The sequence below is a fragment of the Methylobacterium aerolatum genome (assembly GCF_022179085.1).
Taxonomy (GTDB): Bacteria; Pseudomonadota; Alphaproteobacteria; order Rhizobiales; family Beijerinckiaceae; genus Methylobacterium; species Methylobacterium aerolatum.
The window spans coordinates 1-23,114 of the sequence record NZ_BPQE01000005.1 but is presented as its reverse complement, the minus strand read 5'-3'; the positions used below and the strand labels follow the sequence as shown (position 1 = coordinate 23,114).

The window sequence follows — 23,114 nt, the reverse complement described above, 5'->3', positions numbered from 1 at the left end:
AGCCCGGTTCCCTCGTCTCCGGCCTGCCCAAGGCCGCCCCCGGCGAGACGATGATCGCCATCGACGCCATCAGCAAATGGTACGGCGAGTTCCAGGTTCTCACGAACTGCACCACCAAGGTCGCCAAGGGCGAGGTGGTGGTGGTCTGCGGCCCCTCGGGCTCGGGCAAGTCGACCCTCATCAAGTGCGTCAACGCCCTGGAGCCCTTCCAGAAGGGGCAGATCACGGTGGCGGGCACCAAGGTGCTCGACAAGTCCACCAACCTGCCGAAGCTCCGCTCGCGGGTGGGCATGGTGTTCCAGCACTTCGAGCTGTTCCCGCACCTGACGATCACCGAGAACCTCACCATCGCCCAGCGCAAGGTGCTGAAGCGCGATGGGGAGGACGCCAAGAAGCGCGGCCTCGACCTGCTGGCCCGTGTCGGCCTCGGCGCCCACGCGCACAAGTATCCGGGACAGCTCTCCGGGGGCCAGCAGCAGCGCGTGGCGATCGCCCGGGCGCTCGCCATGAACCCGGTGGTGATGCTGTTCGACGAGCCGACCTCCGCCCTCGACCCCGAGATGGTCGGCGAGGTGCTGGACGTGATGGTCGAACTCGCCAAGGAGGGCATGACCATGATGGTCGTGACCCACGAGATGGGCTTCGCCCGCAAGGTCGCCGACCGGGTGATCTTCATGGACCGGGGCGAGATCGTCGAGGACGCGACGAAGGACGAGTTCTTCGGCAGCCCCCGCTCCGAGCGCGCCCAGACCTTCCTGTCGAAGATCCTGCAACACTAGGTTGGGGCGGCCAGAGGGCTTGCCCTCTGGCGGGTGCGGGGCGGCGCCCTGCGAAGACCCAGGGGCCTTGCCCCTGGACCCCACTCAAGGACCCGTCCTTGGGAATCCGTTACTTGGCTTGCGACCAGTCGACCCCCGGCTCCAGCTCCGGCAAGAGGACGACGCTTTCCTGCTCGTTTGGGTCGGTGCGGGCGATGACGGCGATCACCGGTTCCGTCGCGCTCCGGTTGTAGGGCAGGTGCGGCACGCCCGCCGCGATGTAGACGAACTCTCCGGCCCCGGCGATGGCGTGGTGCTCCAGCCGCTCGCCCCAGAAGCAGCCGGACACGCCCTTCAAGACGTGGATCGCCGTCTCGTGCGCCTCGTGCTTGTGGGCATGCGCCCGCTCGCCGGGGGCGATCTCCAGCAACTGCATGTGCAGCGCCTGGGAGCCCACCGCCTCGGCCGAGATCGCCGGCCGGTAGAGGTGGCCCTGCTTGCCCCGGAACGGTGCGCTCTCCCGCACCACCATGAGACCCGGCTTGTCGGTCATCTCCGCATCCTTGTCGTCATTGCTTCGCTCCGCTCGCAATGACGGCGGCGCTTCAGTCTACAATTGGCACGCACCGCCGAGCGCATCGTTCTCGGCCTGGGTGAACAGCCGCGAGCGGATGTGGAAGCGCTTCTCGCGCCCGTTCTCCAGGGAGAACATGCCGCCCCGGCCGGGCACCACGTCGAGCATGATGTGGGTGTGCTTCCAGACCTCGAATTGCGAGCGCGAGATGTAGAAATCCGCGCCGCCGACCTGGCCGAGATGCACGTCGCCGTCGCCGACGATGAAATCGCCCTTCGGGTAGCACATCGGCGAGGAGCCATCGCAGCAGCCGCCGGATTGGTGGAACATCACCGGCCCATACTCTGCCTTCAGTTCCTCGATCAGCGCGAGCGCGGCGGGCGTGGCGGTGACGCGCAGCGGCGTTCCGTCGGCGCCGGTCTGCTCGGCGGTGGTGGCCTCGATGGTCTCCGTCGCGCTCATCTGCTCCTCCCGCGGATCTTCTTGGTATGTGCGCTCGCCCCGGCGGAAGTCCACGGGGGGCGGCGCGAATCAAAGAGGCCCCGGCCAACGCAATGGCCGGGGCCCAAGGCGGTCTCGGGGAGACTCGGCGAGGCTCAGAAGAACCCGAGCTTCTTGGCCGAGTAGCTAACCAGCATGTTCTTGGTCTGCTGGTAATGGTCGAGCATCATCTTGTGGGTCTCGCGGCCGATGCCGGACTGCTTGTAGCCGCCGAAGGCCGCGTGGGCCGGGTAGGCGTGGTAGCAGTTCGTCCAGACGCGGCCGGCCTGGATCGCCCGGCCGAAGCGGTAGGCGCGGGTCCCGTCGCGGGTCCAGACGCCGGCGCCGAGGCCGTAGAGCGTGTCGTTGGCGATGGAGAGGGCCTCGGCGTCGTCCTTGAAGGTCGTGACCGACAGGACCGGGCCGAAGATCTCCTCTTGGAAGATGCGCATCTTGTTGTGGCCGCGGAACACCGTCGGCTTCATGTAGAAGCCTTCGGCGAACTCGCCGTCCTTCACGGCGCGCTCACCGCCGGTGAGGCACTCCGCGCCCTCCTGCTTGCCAATATCGACGTAGGAGAGGATCTTCTCCAGCTGCTCGCTCGACGCCTGGGCGCCGATCATCGTGGCCGGGTCGAGGGGCGAGCCCTGCACGATGGCCTCGACGCGCTTGATCGCCCGCTCCATGAACCGGTCGTAGATCGATTCGTGCACGAGGGCGCGGCTCGGGCAGGTGCAGACCTCGCCCTGGTTGAGGGCGAACATCGTGAAGCCCTCCAGCGCCTTGTCGAAGAAGTCGTCGTCCTCGTTCGCCACGTCGCTGAAGAAGATGTTGGGCGACTTGCCGCCCAGCTCCAGGGTCACCGGGATCAGGTTCTGGGAGGCGTACTGCATGATGAGGCGGCCGGTGGTCGTCTCACCCGTGAAGGCGATCTTGGCGATGCGCGGGCTGGAGGCGAGGGGCTTGCCGGCCTCGAGGCCGAAGCCGTTCACGACGTTGAGCACGCCCGGCGGCAGCAGGTCGCCGATGATCTCCATCAGCACCAGCACGGAGGCCGGGGTCTGCTCGGCGGGCTTCAGCACGACGCAGTTGCCGGCGGCGAGCGCCGGGGCGAGCTTCCACACCGCCATCAGGATGGGGAAGTTCCACGGGATGATCTGGCCCACGACGCCGAGGGGCTCGTGGAAATGGTAGGCGACGGTGTCGTGGTCGATCTCGGAGATCGAGCCTTCCTGCGACCGGACGCAGCCGGCGAAGTAGCGGAAGTGGTCGATGGCGAGGGGAATGTCGGCGTGGGTCGTCTCGCGGATCGGCTTACCGTTGTCCCAGGTCTCGGCGAGGGCGAGGAGATCGAGGTTCTCCTCCATCCGGTCGGCCATCTTGTTCAGGATGCGGGCGCGCTCGGCCGGGGCGGTACGGCCCCAGGCCTCCTTGGCGGCGTGGGCGGCGTCCAGCGCCTTCTCCACGTCGGAGGCGTCGGAGCGGGGAACCTCGCACACCACCTTGCCGGTGATCGGCGAGGTGTTTTCGAAGTAGCGGCCGGCATTCGGGGCCGTCCACTGACCGCCGATGAAGTTCTCGTAGCGCGACGAGAACGGCGACTTCGTGCGGCTGTCGCCGAAGAATTCGGGCTTGTTCATGGGCTTTCTCCCTGGATCGGCCCGGCCTTGTTGACCGCGGCTCGTTCGGCTCGGCTCCGGGCGCAGCCAAAGCCAGATGGCCTGCTGAAGCAAGATGGACTTTTGGCCGATGCGTCCGAGGCGGAGACTACGCCTCTCCCGCGCGCTTGGCGATGGGGAGGTTCAGTGCGCCGCCAGCGCAAGGGGCAGGAGTGCGGCGGCGAGCGGCAGGGCGGCGACGGCCGCGCCCCTCAGCCAGTGGGGGCGGAAGGTGAGGCAGGCGGCCACGCCCAGCGCGGCGGCGGTGACGGCGCCCATCGCCTGCACCGGACCGAAATTCCAGCCCGCGAGGGCGATGGCGGCGTAGAGCGACAGGGCGAGGCCCGCCCAGCCGCCGACGCGCAGGGACAACGCCCTGCCCCGGGGCACCGGGCCGAGGAGAACGGTGCGGTGGTGCCTGTCGAGGCTCAGCGCCAGGGCGGCGAGGCTCGCGAAGGCGAGCGCCACGCAGACGGCGAGGCCCGCGGCGTTCATGCCCCCACCGCCTGCGCCGACTCCCGCCGGGACAGGCGGGCGGAGGGGCGGCTCGCCGTCCGGGCGGCGAGGATCAGGAGGACCGCGGCCGCCAGCATCGCCCCGTCGAAGGGCACGAATCGCGCCTCGCCCACCAAGATCAGGTCGGCCGGGACCACGGCCAGGAAGAGAGCCGCCGCGACGCCCAGCGTCGCCGGCCACGCCTGCCTACGGGGAGCGAGAAGGCCGAGCAGCGCGACGAGGGCCCAGACGCCGAAGAAGGCCCCCACCTCCCAGTTCGCCCGCCCGCCGAGGGAGAGGGGCAGCAGGCGATTCGCGAGGAAGAAGGCGGCCATGGCCGCCGGCAGGCCGGCGATGGTCCCGATGTTGAGGATGCGGACCACGCGAAGCCCCAACCCCTCCGGGGCCGCGTTCTTCGGTGCCCGCGCCACCGTCCAGAGCACGAGGCCGGAGGCGACCGTCGCCGCGCCCATCAGGCCGCACAGAAAGAACAGGATGCGCAAGGCGGGGGCCGCGAAATGCGCCTCGTGCAGGCCGAGCATCACCGCCGCGGTGCGGGTCGCCCCGCCCGCCTCCCCGACCCGGGCCCATTCGGCCCCGGTGACGGCGTCGTAGGCGATCTGCGGATGCAGGTGGGCGAGGCCGTGGGGTTCCTCGAAGACGGCGCTGACAGTGGCGGCGGCGTCGCCGGGCGCGGAGACCAGCAGGGTCTCGGGCAACTCCCCGCCCGCCTGCTCGGCCCGGGTCACGAACGCGCCGAGGGGCAGACCGGCGCCGGGCTTGCCCGCGGGCGGCCTGTATTTCGTCATCATGCCCGCCTCCTCCGAGTAGAGGGGGAGGTTGCCGTGGTAGGCTGTCTCGACGCCCCAGGGCATCAGCATCGTGCCGAGGGTGACGAGGCCCGTATAGGTGATCATCAGGTGGAACGGCAGGGCGAGCACGCCGACGAGGTTGTGCCCGTCGAGCCATGCCCGCTGCCGCGACCTGTCCGGGCGGAAGGTGAAGAAGTCCGCGAAGATCCGCCGATGGGTGACGATGCCTGAGATCAGCGCGATCAGCAGCACCATGGCGCAGGCGCCCACGATCCAGCGGCCCCAGAGGGAGGGCAGGCCGAGCTCGAAGTGGAAGCGGTAGAGGAAGTCGCCGCCCATCGTGCCGCGCGCCTTGGTCGGCTCACCCGTCACCGGATCGAGGAGCGCGTGGTGGAACGGCCCGTCGAAGGTCTTCCACCAGTAGACCTCGGTCAGCGGCGTCTCCGCCTTGGGCAGCGTGACCATCCATCCCCCCGGCTGGTCCATTTGCCGGGCGAGGAAGGTGCCCGCCACCGTGGCCGCCTGCGCCGCGTCGATGGGCGTCTCGGCCAGCTCGGGGCGCATCCAGCGGGAGATGTCGTCCTTGTAGTAGCTCGCGGTGCCCGTGATGAAGACTGCGAATAGCACCCAGCCGACGACGAGGCCCGCCCAGGTGTGCAGCCACGCCATGGCGGGGCGGAAGCGCTTGGGCTCGCTCATGTGGGATTCCCCGGGGAGAAGCCGCCCGCCAGCCAGAGGCCGGCCGCGAGCAGGACCGCGCAGGCGGCGAGCCCGGCGGTGGCGCGGGTGAGGGAGGCTGCGGCGAAGACGAAGACCACCGCGCCGGCCATCACCGCGAAGCTCGCCAGGGTCGCGGCGGAGACCGCCTCGGCCCGCGGCAGCGGAAGGACCAGGGCGGCGAGGGCCGTGGCGAGGCCGGCCACGGCGTAGCCCCCGAGGGCCGCCAGCAGGACCCGCCCGGCGATGGCCAACCCGTCGCGCCAACGCGTGGCGCCCCCGCGGGAGGAGGGTTCGGGCGGGACGCCGGTGGAGCGCGTGTCGCTGGCCATGGCGTCGGGTAGCAGCGGGCGGCCGCCCCCCGCAATCGCTATCTTTCGGAACGATTCCAACTCACCGCCAAGCACTTGGCGGATGTCGGGAAGGTCACGCGGCGGTGGGTGGCGGCGCTCACCGGCCGGGCGCGGCTCGCCCGGTTCCTGACCGGCGCAGGGCTGAGGCCGCCGCGGAGGCGCTCGGCGGCAGGCCGTCGCCGGAGGTGTCGGCGGCGAGGGGGAGCGCCGCCGATGCGGGGGCCTTCGCCATGCCCTTCGACTCCTCGTGTCCCCAGCCGTAGCCGGCATTCACGCCGGCATAGAAGCCGGTGAAGGTCTCGGCCTGGGCGGTGACCGGGGGGAGCAGGAGGCTGCCCACCAGCGGCACGACACGCAGTGTTAGGAGGCGGACCATGGGGACCCGGCTGTACACAAGCAAACGGCGGCCCCTGAGGGCCGCCGTTCGAAGGTCGGAGAGGATCGCGGCGGCAAGAAGGCGCCGCGATTCAGGGGGCTCAGCCGTCGACGTTGATGGACGAGGCCTCGCGGCCCTTCATACCCTCGACGACGCCGAGCGTGACCTGCTGGCCCTCGGCCAGGGAGTCGAGCCCAGCGCGGGCGAGCGCCGAACGGTGGACGAACACGTCCTTGCCGCCGTCGTTCACGGAGACGAAGCCGAAGCCCTTCGCCGGGTCGTACCACTTCACGGTGCCGACCATCTCGGTGGACGGGCCGGCCGGGGGACGCCCGCCGCCGCCGCCGCCGCCGAAGCGGTCGCCGCCGCCGAAGCGATCCCCGCCACCGAAGCCGCCGGTGCGCGGACGGAACTCGCGACGCGGGGCCGGAGCCTCGGCCGTCGAGGTGTCGACGCTCGTCACGCTCGTGACCTGCGGGCCCTTCTGGCCCTGGGCGGTCGTGACCGTCAGCTTGGTGCCGGGCATCAGGTCGTCGTGACCTGCCGCCTCGACCGCGCGGATGTGGAGGAAGGCATCGCCGCCGCCGTCACCGAGTTCGACGAAGCCGAAGCCCTTCTCCTTGTTGAACCACTTTACCGTGGCATCACGCTCAGGACCGGAGGGGGCCGGAGCCGCGCCGCGCGCCGGGCCGCGGTCGAAGCCGCCACCACCGCCGCCGCCGTAGCCGCCACCACCACCACCGTATCCACCACCGCCGCCGCCGCCGTAGCCGCCGCCGCCGTATCCACCCGAGGGAGCCTGATCAGGCCAGCTCGGTCCACCCTCATCGAAGCCGCGCTTCTGCGGCCCTCTGAAATCACGACCACGTCCCATTAGAAGCTCGCAAAAACCGTCCGCCGCCTGTATTTTCAATACAACGTCGATCATCCCGGAGGAGCGACGTTCCGCACCGTGCATTACCCGTGGTCGCGGTAACCAAGAATAACGCCTCAGTCCTGACGCAATCGGGCCTTGACCGCAAGGTCCTTTTAGGCCCAAACGGCGCGGTTTCGTCACTTTCCGCAGTGCGTCATCGCGCGGCGCGTGAGTGGCGTTAGCAAAATGCAAAGTGGGGTCGGGTAACGTCGCGACTGGACGACGCACCCGATGATCGCGACACCCACCTTCCCCGACCTCTCCGCCCTCGTCGTCGACGAGAGCCTCTACATCCGCCGGATCGTGCGGGACATGCTGATGCGCGTGGGCATCAAGCGCGTCCTGGAGGCGCCGGACGGGGCGGAGGCCCTCGGCGTCCTGGCCGAATCGAAGCCGGACATCGCGATCATCGACTGGGATCTGTCGATTCTCTCCGGCGAGGAGTTCATCCGCCTCGCCCGCACGCCGTCCACCTCTCCCTGCCCCACCCTGCCGATCATCCTGATGCTGGCCCAGCCGCGCCGGAACGTGGTCGATCGCGCCGTCGGGCTCGGCGTCAACGAGATCATCGCCAAGCCCTTCTCGCCCAAGACCCTGTGGTCGCGCCTGGACGAGATCATCAACCGGCCCCGCCCCTATTCCCAAGTGAAGAGCCTGCTGCGGCCGATCCCCCGCGCCGCCGGGCTGAAGGCCTTCGCGTGAGGCGCCCCCGAGGCGCGGATCGCCCTCCCGCGAGGAGAAAAGCGCGGGCCGCGCCGGGAGATGGGGGCGATCGGCCGTCCCGGGGCGGATCAGCCGTTGCAACTCCTGCCCGACCCTGTAGGCTTCAGGGCAAGTGAGGCCGGGTCGCCCGGCCGATGAGGGATCGACGGCCGGGCCGATGAGGGACGAGACCGCCGCGGCCGCGCCGGCCCGTTCCGTGAACGGCCTGGGGCCGCTCCATACGCCGACCCTCTACGCGGGGCGCGAGCGCCGGCAGAGCTATGCGGCCCTCGACCTCGGCACCAACAACTGCCGCCTGCTGATCGCGGAGCCGACCTATGGCGGCTTCCGGGTGATCGATGCGTTCTCGCGCATCGTGCGCCTCGGGGAGGGCCTGGGCACCTCGGATCGCCTGAGCGAGGCCGCCATCGAGCGCACCGTCGAGGCCCTGCGAATCTGCCGGGCCAAGATGCAGGCCCGCCGGGTCCGCCGGGCCAAGGTAATCGCCACCGAGGCCTGCCGGCTGGCGGTGAACGGGGCGGATTTCGTCGAGCGCGTCCGCCAGACGGTCGGCCTCGACCTCGAGATCGTGGACCGCCAGACGGAGGCCTACCTCGCCGTCACCGGCTGCGCCGCCCTCGCCGACCCGCGGGCCGAATCGGTCGTGATCTTCGACATCGGCGGAGGATCGACCGAGATCGCGTGGCTCGACGGCGCGGCCACCAACCCCTCCACCGACCCGACCCTGCGGATCCGCGCCTGGGATTCCCTGCCCGTGGGCGTCGTCACCCTCGCCGAGCGCCATGGCGGGGCCGAGGTCACGCGGCGGATGTTCGAGGGGATGGTCGAGGAGGTGGCGGAGAAGCTCGCGGGCTTCGCCCTGCGGGCGGCGGCGGCTTCGACGGCCCAGCATTTCCACCTCCTCGGCACCTCGGGCACCGTCACCACCATCGCGGCCATGCACCTGCGCCTCGCCCGCTACGAGCGGCGCCGGGTGGACGGGCTCTGGATGAGCGATGCGGAGGTCGCCACCGCCATCGACGACCTGCTCGACACGCGGCTGGAACAGCGGGCGGAGAACCCGTGCATCGGCCGGGACAGGGCCGACCTCGTGCTCGCTGGCTGCGCCATCCTGGAGGCGATCCGCCGGGCCTTTCCGGCCGAGCGCCTGCGGATCGCCGACCGGGGCCTGCGCGAGGGGCTTCTCGTCAACATGATGCGCGAGGATGAGGTATGGTCGCGCAAGCCGGTGCGCTGAGCGCGCGCCCGCCACGGAGCCGACGAAGGGGTTCATGACTGACAGGCGCGGAGGTTTGGGCTCCACCGGGGGCGTGCGCGGCGATCTCAAGCAGCGGGTGAAGACCGCGCGCAAGCGCACCGTCTCGCAGACCCGCTGGCTCGAACGGCAACTCAACGACCCCTACGTGGCGCGGGCCAAACGGGAGGGCTACCGCTCCCGCGCGGCCTTCAAGCTCATCGAGATCGACGAGCGGTTCAAGCTCCTGAAGCCTGGCCAGCGGATCGTGGATCTCGGCGCGGCACCGGGCGGCTGGTCGCAGGTGGCGGCGAAGGTCGTCGGGCCGACGGGCAAGGTGGTCGGCATCGATCTCCTGCCCATCGAGCCGATGGCCGGGGTCGAGTTCATCACCCTCGACTTCCTGGACGACGATGCGCCCCGGCAACTCACCGACCTCCTCGGCGGCCCGGCCGACTTCGTGATGTCCGACATGGCCGCCAATACCACCGGCCATAAGAAGACCGATCACCTGCGGATCATCGGCCTCGCGGAGACCGCCGCCGAGTTCGCCCGCGAGGTGCTGGCGCCGGGCGGGGCCTACCTCGCCAAGGTGCTCCAGGGCGGCACCGAGGGCGAGCTGCTCGCCAACCTGAAGCGCGACTTCGCGGTGGTCCGGCATGTGAAGCCCTCCGCGAGCCGGGCCGATTCCAGCGAACTCTACGTGCTGGCCACCGGCTATCGCGGCGCGCCCGGCCGGGGGGTGGAACCCTAAAGCCGGAGCAGACCAAGTCGGCTCACGCATCTCCGCCTTTGCGAGCGACAGCGAAGCCATCCAGGGTAGCGGGACGTCTCCGAACGGTGTGCCTCGCCGGATTGCGATGCTCCGCCTGTGAGGACGACCAGGGATCCATCGACGGGCGCGGCTCACCCCGATCGACGACGGCTCTAGGCCGGTTCCTGTCCGCCCTCGCCCACCCCGCCTCGGCATCCGTGCGGGCGGAACGACGCCGCCATGGCGAAGGATCGTGGCTCGCGCCGGGCGCGAGATGCCCGGCAGGCGAGCCCATCGGCCGCGCATGCGACATGCCGGGTTGATGGGGGATAGGATCGGGCGGGGCGGCCGCGCCTGTTTGCCCGTGAAAGAAAATGCGTTAAGCTTAAGCCGCCCTTTGATCTCGTGATCGCAGGGTGATCGTTTTCATTGATCAAACCGCATGTCCCCGCGCCGAACAGGCTTCCTCTAGGCGGGAAATGCCCTAGCAACTGTCTATATCGGTCGGCGCGTGCTCAGCGGACCTGCCATTCTTCGCGCATCGGTGTTGCTGCTCATCGCCGGTGCTCTCGCCGCCCTGGTGCAGTACTGGCTGCCCTCCACCCCCGCCGTGCCGCCGACCGGCGGATCCGGTGCGGCGGCGGTCGAGCCGGGCGCACCCCCCGTGCGCCAGATCCTGCCCATGCCCGAGACGGCGCGTCCGGCGCCGCCACCGGAGGCGCCCCCTCCCGGGGTCCCGGCCACGGCGCAGCCTGCGGTGCCGCCTGCGGCCCAGGCGACCCCTCCCGCCCTGCGGCCGGGCGCTGTAGCGGCCTCGCCGAGGACCGCGAGCCCGCCGGCCGATGCGCCGCCCCTGCGGCTACCCTCCGATGCCACAGCCGCGACGCCCGCTCCGGTGCCCCAGGCCGACGCCGAGGTGGCGGAGGCCCGCGCCACGGAAGGGCCGGCCGCCATCGCGCTGATCGACCTCAACACCGCCTCGGTGGCCGACCTCAACCGCCTGCGCGGCGGCGGCAATATCGGCCGGGCCATCGTGGCCAAGCGGCCCTACGCGGCGGTGAGCGACCTGCTGACCAAGCGCGTGCTGAGCCGCTCGGTCTTCGAGCGCATCCGCGAGCAGGTCACGGTGCACTGAGGATCGGGGATCCCAAAGGACTTGTCCTTTGGCGGGGTCCAGAGGGCTCGCCCTCTGGACCCTCTCGACTTAGATCGTCGTGCCGAAGATCTCTGCGACCTGCGGGATGTCCTTGTCGCCGCGGCCACAAAGATTGAGAACCATCAGATGCTCGGCGGGGCGCTGCGGCGCGAGCTCCAGCACCTTCGAAAGCGCATGGGCCGGCTCCAGGGCCGGGATGATCCCCTCAAGCGTCGAGCAGAGCTTGAACGCACCGAGGGCTTCCTGATCCGTGGCCGACAGATAGGTGACCCGCCCCATCTCGTGCAGCCACGCATGCTCAGGGCCGATGCCGGGATAGTCGAGGCCTGCCGAGATCGAGTGGGCGTCGGCGATCTGCCCGTCGCCGTCCATGAGGAGATAGGTGCGGTTGCCGTGAAGCACGCCCGGCTTGCCGCCGGTCAGCGAGGCCGCATGCAGGCCGCTCTGGACGCCGTGGCCCGCCGCTTCGACGCCGAAGATCTCGACCTCGCGGTCGTCGAGGAACGGGTGGAACAGGCCCATCGCGTTCGAGCCACCGCCGATGCAGGCGATGAGCGAGTCCGGCAGGCGACCCTCCTGCGCGATCATCTGCTCGCGAGTTTCCTTGCCGATCACAGACTGGAAGTCGCGGACCATGGCCGGATACGGGTGCGGACCGGCGACCGTACCGATGCAGTAGAACGTGTCCGCGACGTTGGTGACCCAGTCGCGCAGGGCCTCGTTCATCGCGTCCTTGAGGGTCTTGGTGCCGGACTCGACCGGCACGACCTCGGCGCCGAGCATCTTCATGCGGAAGACGTTCGGCGCCTGCCGGGCGACGTCGACGGCGCCCATGTAGACCACGCATTTCAGGCCGAAGCGGGCGCAGAGGGTCGCCGTGGCGACGCCGTGCTGGCCGGCACCGGTCTCGGCGATGATCCGCGGCTTGCCCATGCGGCGGGCGAGCAGGATCTGGCCGAGCACGTTGTTCACCTTGTGCGAGCCGGTGTGGTTCAGCTCGTCGCGCTTGAAATAGACCTTCGCCCCCCGGCCGGCCGGGGCCTTCGCCCGCAGATGCTCGGTGAGCCGCTCGGCGAAGTAGAGGGGGCTCGGGCGGCCGATGTAGTGGGTGCCATAGCTCTCCATCTCGGCCTTGAAGACCGGATCCTTCTTGGCCGCCTCGTAGGCCGTCTCCAGGTCGAGAATCAGGGGCATCAGCGTCTCGGCCACGAAGCGGCCACCGAAGATGCCGAAGCGCCCGCGCTCGTCGGGCCCGGTGCGGAAGGAATTCGGGACGGGGGCGATGGTCACGGGCTTGTCCTTCGCGGTGCTGTCGATCTTGCCGGTTGTCTCGGGATTTGGGTTGCCTAGACCCATGCGCGCGGGACCGCAATGCCGGGACGGCCGGGTCCCTTCGCGGCATGTTGCCAACGCCGAAGGCCGTGAGGTGAGACTTGTCCTGTTCGTGAAGGAGTATTCCCTCACTCGGTCTGAGGATCGGGATAAGACGCGGTCATTGCTTCCAATCCCACCCTCGACCACATCCTGAGGTGCTGCGGAGCAGCCTCGAAGGAGGGTTCCAGAGATCGCGGAGCCCGCTGGAACCCTCCTTCGAGGCCCGCCGAGGCGGGCACCTCAGGATGAGGTCGAGGATTGGACGAATGGTGCAGAGATCTCCACCTACGGGAGGAGGGAAACAGCACTATCTCGGTGTCGTGCCCCGCGCCGCCGCGACGAAGGCGGCGATCCGGTCCGGATCCTTCACGCCCGGCGCGCTCTCGACGCCCGAGGAGACGTCCACCGCCGTAAGCCCGGTGCGGGCGATGGCCTCGGCGACGTTGCCCGGCGCGAGGCCACCCGAGAGCATGGTGTCAGCGGGCAGCGCCGCTCCCGCCAGGATGTCCCACTCGAAGCTCACCCCGTTGCCGCCCGGCAGGACTGCGCCGGGGGGCGCCTTCGCGTCGAGGAGCAGGCGGTCGGCATGGCCGGCATAGGCCGCGATCGCTGCGAGGTCGTCCCGCCCGGCGATGCCCAGTGCCTTCATCACCGGCCGTCCCGTGGCCGCGCGGATCGCCGCGACCCGCCCGGGCGTCTCGCGCCCGTGCAGCTGGATCAGGTCCGGCCCGATGGCCTCGACGGCGGCGGCGACGGCCTCGTCGTCGGCATCGACCAGCAGCACCACACGCCCGGCCCGGCCCTTCGCCTGCGCGGACAGGCGGCGGGCCTCCTCCAGCGCGACGTGGCGGGGGCTGCGGGCGAAGCGGACGAAGCCCACCCAGTCCGCCCCCGCCGCGAGGGCGGCGTCCAGGGTGCCGGGCGTGGTCAGGCCGCAGATCTTGATCTCGGGCATCGGCACAGGGCGCGGTTGTCCGCGCCGCTCATGGTTCAGCGCGGTGCGGGCAGCGCCGTGCGGACGGGGATCGAGGTGCCGGGATAGGTCTGGCCCGGCGCGTCGGGCGAGTAGGGACGCAACCGGTCGAGCTCGCGCTCGTAGCGGGACGCCTCCCGGCGGTGATGGCGGGCGCTCGCCCGGGTGCGCCCCTGGCCGAGCCACGTGAAGACGCCGCCGACCACGATGCCCAGCGCCACGGCCCCGAACAGGATCGCGTAGAGCGGCAGGTTCACGCTGAAGACGGGGGCCTCGACGTTGAACGGATCGAAGGACAGCGTCACGAGGTTGCGGTTCGCGACGGCCAACAGGATCACCACCGCCGCCACCGGCAGCAGGATAAGGCTCTTCAGGAACCGGATCATTCTCGCACCTCCGCCTATTGCGCCGCGACGCCTTCGCCGATCTTGGCATCGTTGAGACGCAGCCGCATCTCCTTGCCCGTCTTGAACACGGGGATGGCCTTTTCGGAGACGGCAACGGCCGCGCCCGTCCGGGGGTTGCGTCCCTTCCGCGCTTCCCTGCGCTTCACCGAGAAGGCGCCGAAGCCGCGCAGCTCGACCCGGTCGCCCCGGGCGAGCGCGTCCGCGATCGTGTCGAGGATCGCGTTGACCAGGATCTCCACATCCCGCTGGTAGAGATGCGGGTTCTGCTCGGCGATCTTGAGAACGAGCTCCGACTTGATCATGGCGTGTCGTCTTCCCGGTGATTCGGCGAATGGGTGGGCGGCGGGGCGGCGGCGCTCAGGGCTCCGGCCGCCACAGGACGAGGAGACCGCCCTGCGCACCGGCCTGGGCTTCCTGGCCCAGGGCCCTCAGGTGCCTCGCGAATCCCTCCAGGCCGAGCAGATCCGCCCCGGTTCCGGCCGCCGACCAGAGGGAGAAGTCGCTCTCCGAGCGCGGCTTCCAGTCGGTGACGGGCAGGTCCTTCGGCACGCCCTTGGCCGTCTCCAGCCACGCCACGGCCTGCCGCTCGCCGCCGAGCTCGTCCACCAGCTTGAGGGGGATGCTCTGGCGGCCGCTGAACACACGCCCGTCCGAGACGGTGGCGAGCTGCTGCGGGTCCATGCCGCGGCGCTCCGCGACCAAGCCCTTGAACCACGCGTAGGTGTCGCCGACCACGGCGGCGAGCGCCGCCCGCGCCTCGGGCGACGTCGGCGTGAAGCCCGAGGGCTCCGCCTTCAGCGGCGACGACTTCACCGATTCGACCTTCACCCCGACCTTGTCGAGGAGACCCGACACGTCGGGATACTGGAACAGCACGCCGATCGAGCCGACGAGGCTGGTTTCGCGGGCGACGATATGGTCGGCGGCGATGGCCGTGATGTAAGCGCCCGAGGCCGCGGTCCCGTCCACGAAGGCGACGAGGGGCTTCTTCTCGGCCAGCGCCCGCAGGTTACGGAAGATCTCCTCCGAGCCGGTGGTGGTGCCGCCGGGGGAGTTGATCGAGACCACGACGCCCTTCACGGCGTCGGATTCACCCACCCGCTTCATCAGCTTGGCGGTGGCTTCGCTGCCCGCGATGAAGCCCGAGACGGAGATGCGCGCAATCTGCGGCCGCACGGCGAAGCCGCCGCCCGTTGCCCCGGCGCGCACGCGGTACCCGATGGCCGCCACGGCGACGATGAGCCCGGCGATGCCCAAAATGCGCCACAGGCTCAAGCGGCGGCGCAGGCGGCGCCGGTCGATCAGCAGTTCGGCGTCGGCGGCCATGGCACCGTCTTCCCTTGCATCCCCGGCCGCGCGGCGCGCCCGGCCCTCCTGCCAGGCCGGCGCCCCGACGGCATCCCCTCCCCTGAACGGGGCGCTGCCGCATCGCGCAAGTCCTTGGCGTCCCTTTGTATCCCGGCGGGACGCGCCCGCGGGAGGCCGTGTTCTAGTGCATTTTTCGGCGGCGTGGATACGGGGCGCGGCGACAAATTTCACGCGGGCGTCGTCCGCCGCCCTCGCCCGCGATCAGGCCGCGTCGTGCGCCGGACCGGGTGAGAGGGTCGGTATCGCAGCCAGCTCCTCGGCCATGGCCTGCTCCATCCTGCGCAGGTCGTGGGCGCGCTGGAGGTTCAGCCAGAACTCCGCGGCGTTGCCGAACAGCTTGCCGAGCCGCAGCGCCATCGCCACCGTCACCGGCTAGCGCTCGGCGATGAGGTCATGGAGCGTCTGGCGCGAGACGCCGAGCTTCTGGGCGATCTCGGTCTTGGTGAGGCCGGTGGCGGGGAGCAGATCCTCGCGAAGGATCTCTCCGGGATGGGTCGGCGCGAGGCCGAGAAGGAGGGGATTGGTTGCCATCGGTGGTGATCCTCCGGATCGACGTCGATCGCGTCGTTCCCGTCCCAGCCGAACGTGACACGAGAGTTGCCACTCGCATTCACCGCGAAAGTTCCACGCCGTTCGCCCTTCAACTCATGGAACCTGTATCCGGGAAGATTGAGATCCTGCGGCTCGCGCGCGGCCTCAAGCTGCGCAAGCACGCGGCGAAGATGCCCGGGATTGGGGACGCTGAGTTTGCGGCTGTCGCCCATGGTCGCGAACTCACGGAGCGGCCTGCCGCGGACCACGCGGATCATGCACCGGACATGATCCCCGCCCCACCATGTGTCAATCGACGCCTTACAGTCATATCCCGTTGATGGCAAAAGGAAAAGGCCGCCCGGGATCGCTCCCGAACGGCCTTCTCAGTCTCACGGTCACCGCCCGGCGGACCGGGCGGTGCTCAATCGAGGATCACTCGTCCTCGGGCTTCGCCTTCTTGAAGGCGGCGCCGAGGATGTCGCCGAGGGAGGCACCCGAATCGGCGGAGCCGAACTGGGCCATGGCCTCCTTCTCCTCGGCCACTTCCAGGGCCTTGATCGAGACCTGGACGCGGCGGGCCTTGCGGTCGAACTGCACCACGCGGGCATCGACCTTCTCGCCGGCGGCGAAGCGCTCGGGGCGCTGGTCGGCACGGTCGCGGGCGAGTTCGGCCCGGCGGATGAAGGTCTGCATGTCGGTGTCGGCGAGCCGCACCTCCAGGCCGGAATCCTTCACCTCGAGGATCTCGCAGGTCACGATCTGACCCTTCTTGACTTCGCCGGCCTCGGCGAAGGGATCACCCGCGAGCTGCTTGATGCCGAGCGAGATCCGCTCCTTCTCGACGTCCACGTCGAGAACCTGGGCGCGGACCATGTCGCCCTTCTTGAACTCGTCGATGACCTGCTCGCCGGGACGGTTCCAGTCGAGATCCGACAGGTGGACCATGCCGTCGACATCGCCCTCGAGGCCGATGAACAGGCCGAACTCGGTCTTGTTCTTGACCTCGCCCTCGACCTCGGAGCCCACCGGATGCTTCTCGGCGAAGCCCTCCCACGGGTTCTGCAGGGTCTGCTTGAGGCCGAGCGAGATGCGGCGCTTGACCTGATCGACTTCCAGGATCTGCACCTCGACCTCCTGGGAGGTGGAGACGATCTTGCCCGGATGGACGTTCTTCTTGGTCCAGCTCATCTCGGAGACGTGGATCAGACCCTCGATCCCCGGCTCCAGCTCCACGAAGGCGCCGTAATCGGTGATGTTGGTCACGCGGCCCTTGAGCTTGGCGCCCTCGGGGTATCGGGCGGCGATGCCCTCCCACGGATCGGCCAGCAGCTGCTTGATGCCGAGCGAGATGCGGTGCGTCTCGTGGTTGATCTTGATGATCTTGACCTTGACCGTCTGGCCGATGGTGACGACCTCGGACGGGTGGTTCACGCGGCGCCACGCCATGTCGGTGACGTGCAGCAGGCCGTCGATGCCGCCGAGGTCCACGAACGCACCGTATTCGGTGATGTTCTTGACCACGCCGTCGATGACCTGACCTTCCTCAAGGTTGGCCACCAGCTCGCTGCGCTGCTCGGCGCGGCTCTCTTCGAGCACGGTCCGGCGCGAGACGACGATGTTGCCGCGGCGGCGATCCATCTTGAGGATCTGGAAGGGCTGCGGCGTGCCGAGCAGCGGGGAGACGTCGCGCACCGGGCGAATGTCCACCTGCGAGCGCGGCAGGAACGCCACGGCGCCGTCGAGGTCGACGGTGTAGCCGCCCTTGACCTGGTTGAAGATCGTGCCGGTGACGCGCTCGTTGGCCTCGAAGGCCTTCTCGAGCTTGACCCAGCTCTCCTCGCGGCGAGCCTTCTCGCGCGAGATGACGGCCTCGCCCAGCGCGTTCTCGATCCGGTCGACGTAGACCTCGACCTCGTCGCCGACGTTCAGCTCGCCTTCGCGGCCGGGGCCGGTGAATTCCTTGAGCGCGACACGGCCTTCGGTCTTGGCGCCGATGTCGATGACGGCCACGTCCTTCTCGATCGCGACGACGCGACCCTTGACGACGGAGCCTTCGGTGATCTCGTGTTGGAGGAAGCTCTCCTCCAGAAGCGCGGCGAAATCATCGCGGTACTGATCCCGCGCCACGGCTGTCCCTGCGGTCATTCTCTCTCCTGACGGTCCCGCCCTCGGGGCAGACCGGGTGCGTCGGCGGCTCGCGTTGCGAACGCCCCCTGCCGCCGCAGCCTCCCTGCCGGGAGGCGACCGTCCCCGCACGGAGACCGGTTTGCCGACGCGTCGATACGGATGACGAGGGCGGCCCGGCCGACTCGCTTTGGGACGCTGCCGCACAGGCAGGCATCACGGCGGACGACGAGGCGCGTGTCACATACTCTATCAGGGATGGCTGTTCAACAGAGGCCCGGCGCGAGCGGCGATCGACGTCGTCTCAAGCGACAGGGAGGCGACCCAGGAATGCGCCGCATCAGGAACGATCCCGCTGCCCTGGATTGCTTCGCTGCGCTCGCAAAGACGGCGCAGAGGCGGCCTACGCCGCCTGCGCGAAGCTCCCCGCCTCCTGCGTCACCTCGTCGGTGTGGACGTCGAACTGCACGAGGATCGCCGTGCCGAAGCTCGTGGTCAGCGCGCAATCGGTGGCGTCCCGGCCGCGGGCCATGACGATTCGGCCGATGCGGGGCTGGTTGTGCCGGGCGTCGAACGTGTACCAGCGCGGGCCCTCCGGCCCTTCGAGGAAGACCTCGAACCACGCCGAGAAATCCATCGGCGCCGGGTCCTTCGGCACGCCGATGTCCCCGAGGTAGCCGGTGGCGTAGCGCGCCGGGATGTTCATGCAGCGGCAGAGGGTGATGGCGAGGTGCGCGAAGTCGCGGCACACGCCGACCTGCTGGCCGTGGCCGTCATGGGCGCTGCGGGTGGCGTCGGCCTGCTGGTAGTCGAAGCGCAGCCGCCGGTGGGCGTAGTCCACGATCGCCTGGACGCGGTTCCAGCCCGGCGCCACGCCGCCGAACAGGTTCCACGCCGTGGCCGAGAGCTTGTCCGTGTCGCAGTAGCGGGAGCCGAGGAGGTAGACGAGCACGTCGTCGGGCAGGTCCTGGACCGGGATCTCCCGTGCCTCCGGCGCCACGTCGTCGGGCAAGCCGGAATCGGCGATGGTGAAGTCCGCCGACAGGGTGATCCGGCCGCCCGGCGCCACGATGCGCGTGCACACGTTCCCGAAGCCGTCGACATGCTGGCGCGCCGCGACCGGCGGATCGAAGGTGATGACCTCCGGGGTCACCAGATCCGCCCGGCGCTCCGGGCGGACGTTGAGCAGCAGGTTCATCGGCGTCGGGCCGACAGTATCGAAGGTGATCGTGAAGCCGGTGCGGATCTGCATGTCGAGGCCACTGAACACAGAAGGCGTCGCCCGGCACCATCCGGCCGGGCGAACATAGGGATGAACGGCTGCTCAACCTCACGACCGCCGCCCGGTTCCGCTTCGATGCGGCGAAGACGCGCAGACGACTGCACAAATAGGTGGCAAGACAGGCGGCGGGTCCACCCGGCCGCGGAATCCGGCGGGCCGGCGCGGCGACGGCGGCGAGCCCGGCCGGCACGGACATGCAGGGCTGTCCTGTCACGGTTGATGTTGCGTCGCGAAGGGCGGGTGCTATCGCTGCGCCCTTCGATTGTCCGTCCCCTGAACCCAGCCGATGATCCCCGACAAGCTCTCGCTCCCCAAGGACAAGATCCGCGTGCTCCTGCTGGAGGGGATCAACGACAGCGCCGTCGCCCTGATGCAGGCGGCGGGCTACACCAACCTCGTCCGGTTGCCGAAGGCCCTCGACCGGGAGGCGCTGCACGAGGCGCTCCAGGGCGTGCACATGGTCGGCATCCGCTCGCGCACGCAGATGGATGCGGCGGCCTTCGAGGCGGCCGACCGGCTGCTGGCCGTGGGCTGCTTCTCGGTGGGCACCAACCAGGTCGATCTGGAGGCCGCCCGCCACCGGGGCATCCCGGTCTTCAACGCGCCCTTCTCCAACACCCGCTCGGTGGCCGAGCTGACGATCGGCGAGATCGTCATGCTCCTGCGCCGGATCGTCCCGCGCTCCGTCGGCGCCCATGCCGGCCAGTGGGACAAGTCGGCGGTCGGCTCCCGCGAGGTCCGGGGCAAGACGCTCGGCATCGTCGGCTACGGCAACATCGGCACGCAGCTCTCGACGCTCGCCGAGGCGATGGGCATGCGGGTGCTGTTCTACGATCACACCGACAAGCTGCGCCACGGCAACACCGAGCCGACCGAGACGCTGGCCGACCTTCTGGGCCAGTGCGACGTGGTCTCCCTCCACGTCCCCGAGACGGACTCGACGGCCAACATGATCGGCGAGGCGGAGATCCGGACCATGAAGCCCGGCAGCTTCCTCATCAACAACGCCCGCGGCACGGTGGTGGACCTCGACGCCCTCGCCGCGGCCCTGCGCGACGGCCACATCGCCGGCGCGGCGGTGGACGTCTTCCCGAAGGAGCCCGGCTCCAATTCCGAGGCGTTCCAGAGCCCGCTGCAGGGCTTCGACAACGTGATCCTCACGCCGCATGTCGGCGGCTCCACCGAGGAGGCGCAGGAGCGCATCGGCGCCGAGGTCGCCCGCAAGCTGGTGGACTACTCCGATATCGGTTCCACGGTCGGCGCGGTGAACTTCCCGCAGGTCCAGTTGCCCGCGCGGGCGACCGGCACCCGTTTCATCCACGTCCAGCGCAACCTGCCCGGCATGCTGGGGCGCCTCAACGAGGTCTTCGCCCGCAGCCACGTCAACATCGCCGCCCAGTTCTACCAGACGGACGGCGAGGTCGGGTACGTGGTCCTCGAAACGGATGCGAGCGACGCCGACGCCGAGACCCTGCTCACCGAGATCCGCGCCATCCCCGGCACGATCCGCGCCCGGCTTCTCTACGAGCGGCGCTGACTGCCGAGGATCCCCCAGGACGAGTCCGTGGAACGGCAGGGCGCCGCCCTGCCCCCGCCAGAGGGCTCGCCCTCCGGACACCCGTCATCATAAACACTTGCAAGTGAAGCGTGGGCGCGGTTCAAGTCACCACTCGAAGGTGCATGGGAGTCGGCAGTGGCGAAGCGTGGTTGGACGACGAGGCAGTCGCGCGGGGCTCTCGCCGTCGCCCTGACCCTGCTCGGAACGGGGTTCAGCGTCTCGACCGCCTCCGCGGGGTGCGTCCGGCAGATCATCAACCGCTCGGCCTACGTGCTGACGGCCCGCCGCGACGGCGGCCCGGCGGTGACGATCCCGCCGGGGCAGGCCGTGGAAGTCCGCCTGTCGCATCCCGGCCAGCTCGATTTCGCCGCCTATTGCGGCATGCCGGGGCCGGACGGGTCGCTCCGGCCGATCACGTCGGCGAGCTTCGCCTACGAGGCGGTGATCGACCGCTGCTTCGTCCGCTTCGGCAGCCAGGTGTTTCTCCCGCAGCTCGGACGCGGCTTCTTCGGCACGCAGGGCACGGCGCCCTTCACCCTGAACAACCCGCGCCAGGGCGACGTGGTGCTCGGCCCCTTCGCGACGGATGCCTGCCCCGTGCCGCCGGTGCTGAGCCGGGGCTACTGAGCCGGAGCCGGTGCCGCCCTACAGGTAGTGGCGGAACACCACCGGCCCGCCGACGGGCTGCTCGGCCGGTTTGATCGGGGCGGCGAAGGCGACGAGCCTTCCGAAGGCCGTGGCCAGGAGGCCGGCGAGGGTCTGGGACGGGCGCTTGCGCATGGACGCCTCCGGTGCGGCCGGAGGGTCGGAACGAACCCCGCCGCCGTCTTCACCGTGACAGCCGGGCGAGGCGGAAGCTGTGCCGGAGCGCACATGCGGCGGCACCCCCCTGTCAACCGGGCCGACCTGACAGGGCGGAGGCGTCTCCGCCCCGCTCGCACCCTTTCGCGGGCCGATGCTCCCTCTTATGGTGAGGCTGCCGAAGCGGGGCCGCGGCAGGCCCGGCGTGCAACGAGGACGCGCGTATGCTCACCCACACCGGCAGCACGATCCTGCGGGGCGATCTCGGGGTCGAAGAGACGGTCGAGTCCGACAACATCGTCCGCTGGGACGGCGAGCGGCTCTATGTCGAGCAGGACGTCTACCACAACGGCCAGTTGATCCACCGGAAGTACCGCCGCACGGTCACCGAGCCCGTCGCCCGCGCCCTGTGGGAGATCATCAACCGGGCGAAGCAGTAAGGGCGCTCGTCAGGGCGGCGGAACGCTGATAGCCACGGACCGTGGCCCTTGAGGGCTCCGGCAGCCCGCGTGATGAAGACGAGCCTCGATCACCTCCCTCGCCTGCGGCAGCGGCAACTCGACTACGTCGTGCGCGTGCTGCTGGAGGAGTTCGAGAAGAGGACCGAGCGGGGCACGCAGGTCTGGACGCGCGGCGGGCGCGTCCTCAAGATCGTCCTGTTCGGGTCTTTCGCCCGGGGCGACTGGGTGGACTCGCCACAGACCAACTACCTGTCGGATTTCGACATCCTCGTCGTGGTCAACCACCCGCAATTGACCGACAAGGCCGAGTATTGGGAGGAGGCCGACGACCGGTTTTCCCGGCGGCGGTTGACGGACATTCTCTTTCCCGAGGTCGGCTTCATCCTCCACACCTACGCCGATGTGAACGACCAGATCGCCCGGGGGCGTCCGTTCTTCCTCAACATCGTGCGTGAGGGAATCGCGCTGTACGAGGCCAAGGGTTTTCCCCTCGCTGCGCCGGGCGAGATGCCGCCGGATCTGATCCGCGAGGAGACCATCGGCAATTTCCAGGAGTGGCTTCCTTATGCCGAAGGCGGGTTGAACTTGGCCAAGATGGCCTTGACGTTCGGCAACTGGCGGGACGCGGCCTTCATGGCGCATCAGGTGGCGGAGCGCGCCTATACCTGCGTGCTGTTGACACTGACGCTGTATTCCCCGGCCTCGCACAACATTCGAAACCTGCGCAACAAGGCGGAGGGGCTGGCACCGGAACTACGGGCCGTCTGGCCGCCGAACCACGGCCTCACCCGCCGCTGCTTTGAGTTGCTCTACCAAGCCTACATCAAGGCGCGCTACTCGAAGCACTACAGGATTACCGACGAGGAGTTGGCCTACAGCCTCGCCCGGCTGGAGGTGCTTCTGGCCACGGTGCGAATGGTCTGCGAGCGACACCTCACCGCAATGGGCATCGACCCCACCGCGCTGCCGCCTCCCGACGCGGAGGACGGCCACACGAACTGACGTGAGGCGGTGGCCTCCGAGGCTCTTCGGCAGACACCCGCTTTTGCTGGCGGAGCAATCCAAAGCCGTTTCGGTCTAACCCGGGTTGGCTGTGCGCGACGCGCTCTCCTCCCCGCAAGGGGGAGGACGCCCGCGCCTTCCCTCGAACCCCTGTGATCCGAGCCAAGCCCAAACCGCTCCAGGGACGTGCCATGTCCTGGGATGTCCCGCCGCCCTGGATTGCT

27 protein-coding genes and 1 pseudogene are annotated in these 23,114 nt (G+C 69.6%); 9 read left to right on the top strand and 19 right to left on the bottom strand.

Translation table 11 applies throughout. The features are described from left to right. Positions 1-50 precede the first annotated feature (50 nt). Complete coding sequence (locus tag MFF06_RS04060) at positions 51-779, top strand: amino acid ABC transporter ATP-binding protein (protein WP_238201839.1); 729 nt, start codon at positions 51-53, stop codon at positions 777-779. 109 nt (positions 780-888) lie between these two features. Here MFF06_RS04060 and MFF06_RS04055 read toward each other — a convergent pair whose 3' ends face one another. From MFF06_RS04055 to MFF06_RS22645, 8 genes are all read right to left on the bottom strand, one after another. Continuing rightward, on the bottom strand, positions 889-1,311 hold the full coding sequence (locus MFF06_RS04055; RefSeq protein WP_238201731.1) for a cupin domain-containing protein: 423 nt from the start codon (positions 1,309-1,311) through the stop codon (positions 889-891). 57 nt (positions 1,312-1,368) lie between these two features. After that, positions 1,369-1,794 (bottom strand): DUF779 domain-containing protein, encoded by a 426-nt coding sequence (locus tag MFF06_RS04050; RefSeq protein WP_238201730.1) that lies wholly within the window; start codon positions 1,792-1,794, stop codon positions 1,369-1,371. A 134-nt stretch (positions 1,795-1,928) separates the two neighbouring features. Further along, a complete protein-coding gene (adh, locus tag MFF06_RS04045) occupies positions 1,929-3,452 on the bottom strand; it encodes an aldehyde dehydrogenase (protein WP_238201729.1) in 1,524 nt (507 codons plus the stop codon). Between the two features lie 162 nt (positions 3,453-3,614). After that, the gene (locus MFF06_RS04040; protein WP_238201728.1) at positions 3,615-3,965 is read right to left on the bottom strand and encodes a DUF3325 domain-containing protein; all 351 of its coding nucleotides are present in this window, start codon (positions 3,963-3,965) and stop codon (positions 3,615-3,617) included. After that, positions 3,962-5,476, bottom strand: a complete 1,515-nt coding sequence (locus tag MFF06_RS04035) for a PepSY-associated TM helix domain-containing protein (RefSeq protein ID WP_238201727.1) — start codon at positions 5,474-5,476, stop codon at positions 3,962-3,964. Before MFF06_RS04035 ends, MFF06_RS04040 begins: the two co-directional genes overlap by 4 nt. Next, entirely contained in the window at positions 5,473-5,826 is a 354-nt protein-coding gene (locus MFF06_RS04030) for an iron transporter (protein ID WP_238201726.1), read from the bottom strand. The genes MFF06_RS04035 and MFF06_RS04030 overlap by 4 nt, the downstream gene beginning before the upstream one ends. A gap of 118 nt (positions 5,827-5,944) precedes the next feature. Further along, positions 5,945-6,223: a hypothetical protein gene (locus MFF06_RS04025; protein ID WP_238201725.1), complete on the bottom strand. Its 279-nt coding sequence runs from the start codon at positions 6,221-6,223 to the stop codon at positions 5,945-5,947. Between the two features lie 100 nt (positions 6,224-6,323). Then, entirely contained in the window at positions 6,324-7,097 is a 774-nt protein-coding gene (locus tag MFF06_RS22645) for a cold-shock protein (protein WP_283207245.1), read from the bottom strand. Positions 7,098-7,370: 273 nt separating this feature from the next. On the opposite strand from MFF06_RS22645, the gene MFF06_RS04010 reads away from it, so the two are divergent. The 4 genes from MFF06_RS04010 (at position 7,371) to MFF06_RS03995 (ending at position 10,985) form a co-directional block, all read left to right on the top strand. After that, positions 7,371-7,841, top strand: coding sequence for a response regulator (locus MFF06_RS04010; RefSeq protein ID WP_238201724.1), 471 nt, complete (start codon positions 7,371-7,373; stop codon positions 7,839-7,841). Between the two features lie 178 nt (positions 7,842-8,019). After that, positions 8,020-9,099 carry a Ppx/GppA phosphatase family protein gene (locus MFF06_RS04005; RefSeq protein WP_238201723.1) on the top strand — a complete coding sequence of 360 codons (1,080 nt, stop codon included), beginning with the start codon at positions 8,020-8,022 and terminating at the stop codon, positions 9,097-9,099. 34 nt (positions 9,100-9,133) lie between these two features. Then, on the top strand, positions 9,134-9,850 hold the full coding sequence (locus MFF06_RS04000; protein WP_238201722.1) for an RlmE family RNA methyltransferase: 717 nt from the start codon (positions 9,134-9,136) through the stop codon (positions 9,848-9,850). Between the two features lie 544 nt (positions 9,851-10,394). Beyond that, positions 10,395-10,985, top strand: a complete 591-nt coding sequence (locus tag MFF06_RS03995) for a ComEA family DNA-binding protein (protein ID WP_306421648.1) — start codon at positions 10,395-10,397, stop codon at positions 10,983-10,985. 69 nt (positions 10,986-11,054) lie between these two features. Here MFF06_RS03995 and trpB read toward each other — a convergent pair whose 3' ends face one another. The 10 genes and pseudogenes from trpB to MFF06_RS03950 form a co-directional block, all read right to left on the bottom strand. Further along, positions 11,055-12,296, bottom strand: coding sequence for a tryptophan synthase subunit beta (gene trpB, locus MFF06_RS03990; RefSeq protein ID WP_238201837.1), 1,242 nt, complete (start codon positions 12,294-12,296; stop codon positions 11,055-11,057). Between the two features lie 391 nt (positions 12,297-12,687). Further along, positions 12,688-13,335, bottom strand: a complete 648-nt coding sequence (locus tag MFF06_RS03985) for a phosphoribosylanthranilate isomerase (RefSeq protein WP_238201836.1) — start codon at positions 13,333-13,335, stop codon at positions 12,688-12,690. 35 nt (positions 13,336-13,370) lie between these two features. Beyond that, entirely contained in the window at positions 13,371-13,739 is a 369-nt protein-coding gene (locus MFF06_RS03980) for a LapA family protein (RefSeq protein WP_238201720.1), read from the bottom strand. Between the two features lie 14 nt (positions 13,740-13,753). Beyond that, positions 13,754-14,062: an integration host factor subunit beta gene (locus MFF06_RS03975; protein ID WP_238201719.1), complete on the bottom strand. Its 309-nt coding sequence runs from the start codon at positions 14,060-14,062 to the stop codon at positions 13,754-13,756. Between the two features lie 55 nt (positions 14,063-14,117). Further along, positions 14,118-15,086, bottom strand: a complete 969-nt coding sequence (gene sppA / locus MFF06_RS03970; RefSeq protein WP_238201718.1) for a signal peptide peptidase SppA — start codon at positions 15,084-15,086, stop codon at positions 14,118-14,120. Between the two features lie 243 nt (positions 15,087-15,329). Continuing rightward, complete coding sequence (locus tag MFF06_RS22745; RefSeq protein ID WP_306421646.1) at positions 15,330-15,497, bottom strand: helix-turn-helix transcriptional regulator; 168 nt, start codon at positions 15,495-15,497, stop codon at positions 15,330-15,332. Positions 15,498-15,500: 3 nt separating this feature from the next. Then, a complete protein-coding gene (locus tag MFF06_RS22740) occupies positions 15,501-15,659 on the bottom strand; it encodes a helix-turn-helix transcriptional regulator (protein WP_306421650.1) in 159 nt (52 codons plus the stop codon). 26 nt (positions 15,660-15,685) lie between these two features. Next, positions 15,686-15,937: pseudogene (locus MFF06_RS03960) on the bottom strand (type II toxin-antitoxin system RelE/ParE family toxin); the annotation flags it as partial. Between the two features lie 157 nt (positions 15,938-16,094). Further along, on the bottom strand, positions 16,095-17,807 hold the full coding sequence (rpsA, locus tag MFF06_RS03955) for a 30S ribosomal protein S1 (protein WP_238201717.1): 1,713 nt from the start codon (positions 17,805-17,807) through the stop codon (positions 16,095-16,097). 382 nt (positions 17,808-18,189) lie between these two features. Beyond that, positions 18,190-19,038 carry a transglutaminase-like domain-containing protein gene (locus MFF06_RS03950; RefSeq protein WP_238201835.1) on the bottom strand — a complete coding sequence of 283 codons (849 nt, stop codon included), beginning with the start codon at positions 19,036-19,038 and terminating at the stop codon, positions 18,190-18,192. A gap of 316 nt (positions 19,039-19,354) precedes the next feature. Between MFF06_RS03950 and serA the strand changes: the two genes are divergently transcribed. Further along, complete coding sequence (gene serA, locus MFF06_RS03945; protein ID WP_238201716.1) at positions 19,355-20,605, top strand: phosphoglycerate dehydrogenase; 1,251 nt, start codon at positions 19,355-19,357, stop codon at positions 20,603-20,605. A 156-nt stretch (positions 20,606-20,761) separates the two neighbouring features. Next, a complete protein-coding gene (locus MFF06_RS03940; protein ID WP_238201715.1) occupies positions 20,762-21,253 on the top strand; it encodes a hypothetical protein in 492 nt (163 codons plus the stop codon). A gap of 18 nt (positions 21,254-21,271) precedes the next feature. Here the strand turns inward: MFF06_RS03940 and MFF06_RS22640 are convergent, their stop codons facing one another. Next, positions 21,272-21,406 (bottom strand): hypothetical protein, encoded by a 135-nt coding sequence (locus tag MFF06_RS22640; protein ID WP_283207244.1) that lies wholly within the window; start codon positions 21,404-21,406, stop codon positions 21,272-21,274. Between the two features lie 245 nt (positions 21,407-21,651). On the opposite strand from MFF06_RS22640, the gene MFF06_RS03935 reads away from it, so the two are divergent. Both MFF06_RS03935 and MFF06_RS03930 read left to right on the top strand, forming a co-directional pair. After that, positions 21,652-21,867 (top strand): hypothetical protein, encoded by a 216-nt coding sequence (locus MFF06_RS03935; protein WP_238201714.1) that lies wholly within the window; start codon positions 21,652-21,654, stop codon positions 21,865-21,867. 72 nt (positions 21,868-21,939) lie between these two features. Next, entirely contained in the window at positions 21,940-22,890 is a 951-nt protein-coding gene (locus tag MFF06_RS03930; RefSeq protein ID WP_238201713.1) for a HEPN domain-containing protein, read from the top strand. The last annotated feature ends 224 nt before the right edge of the window (positions 22,891-23,114 follow it).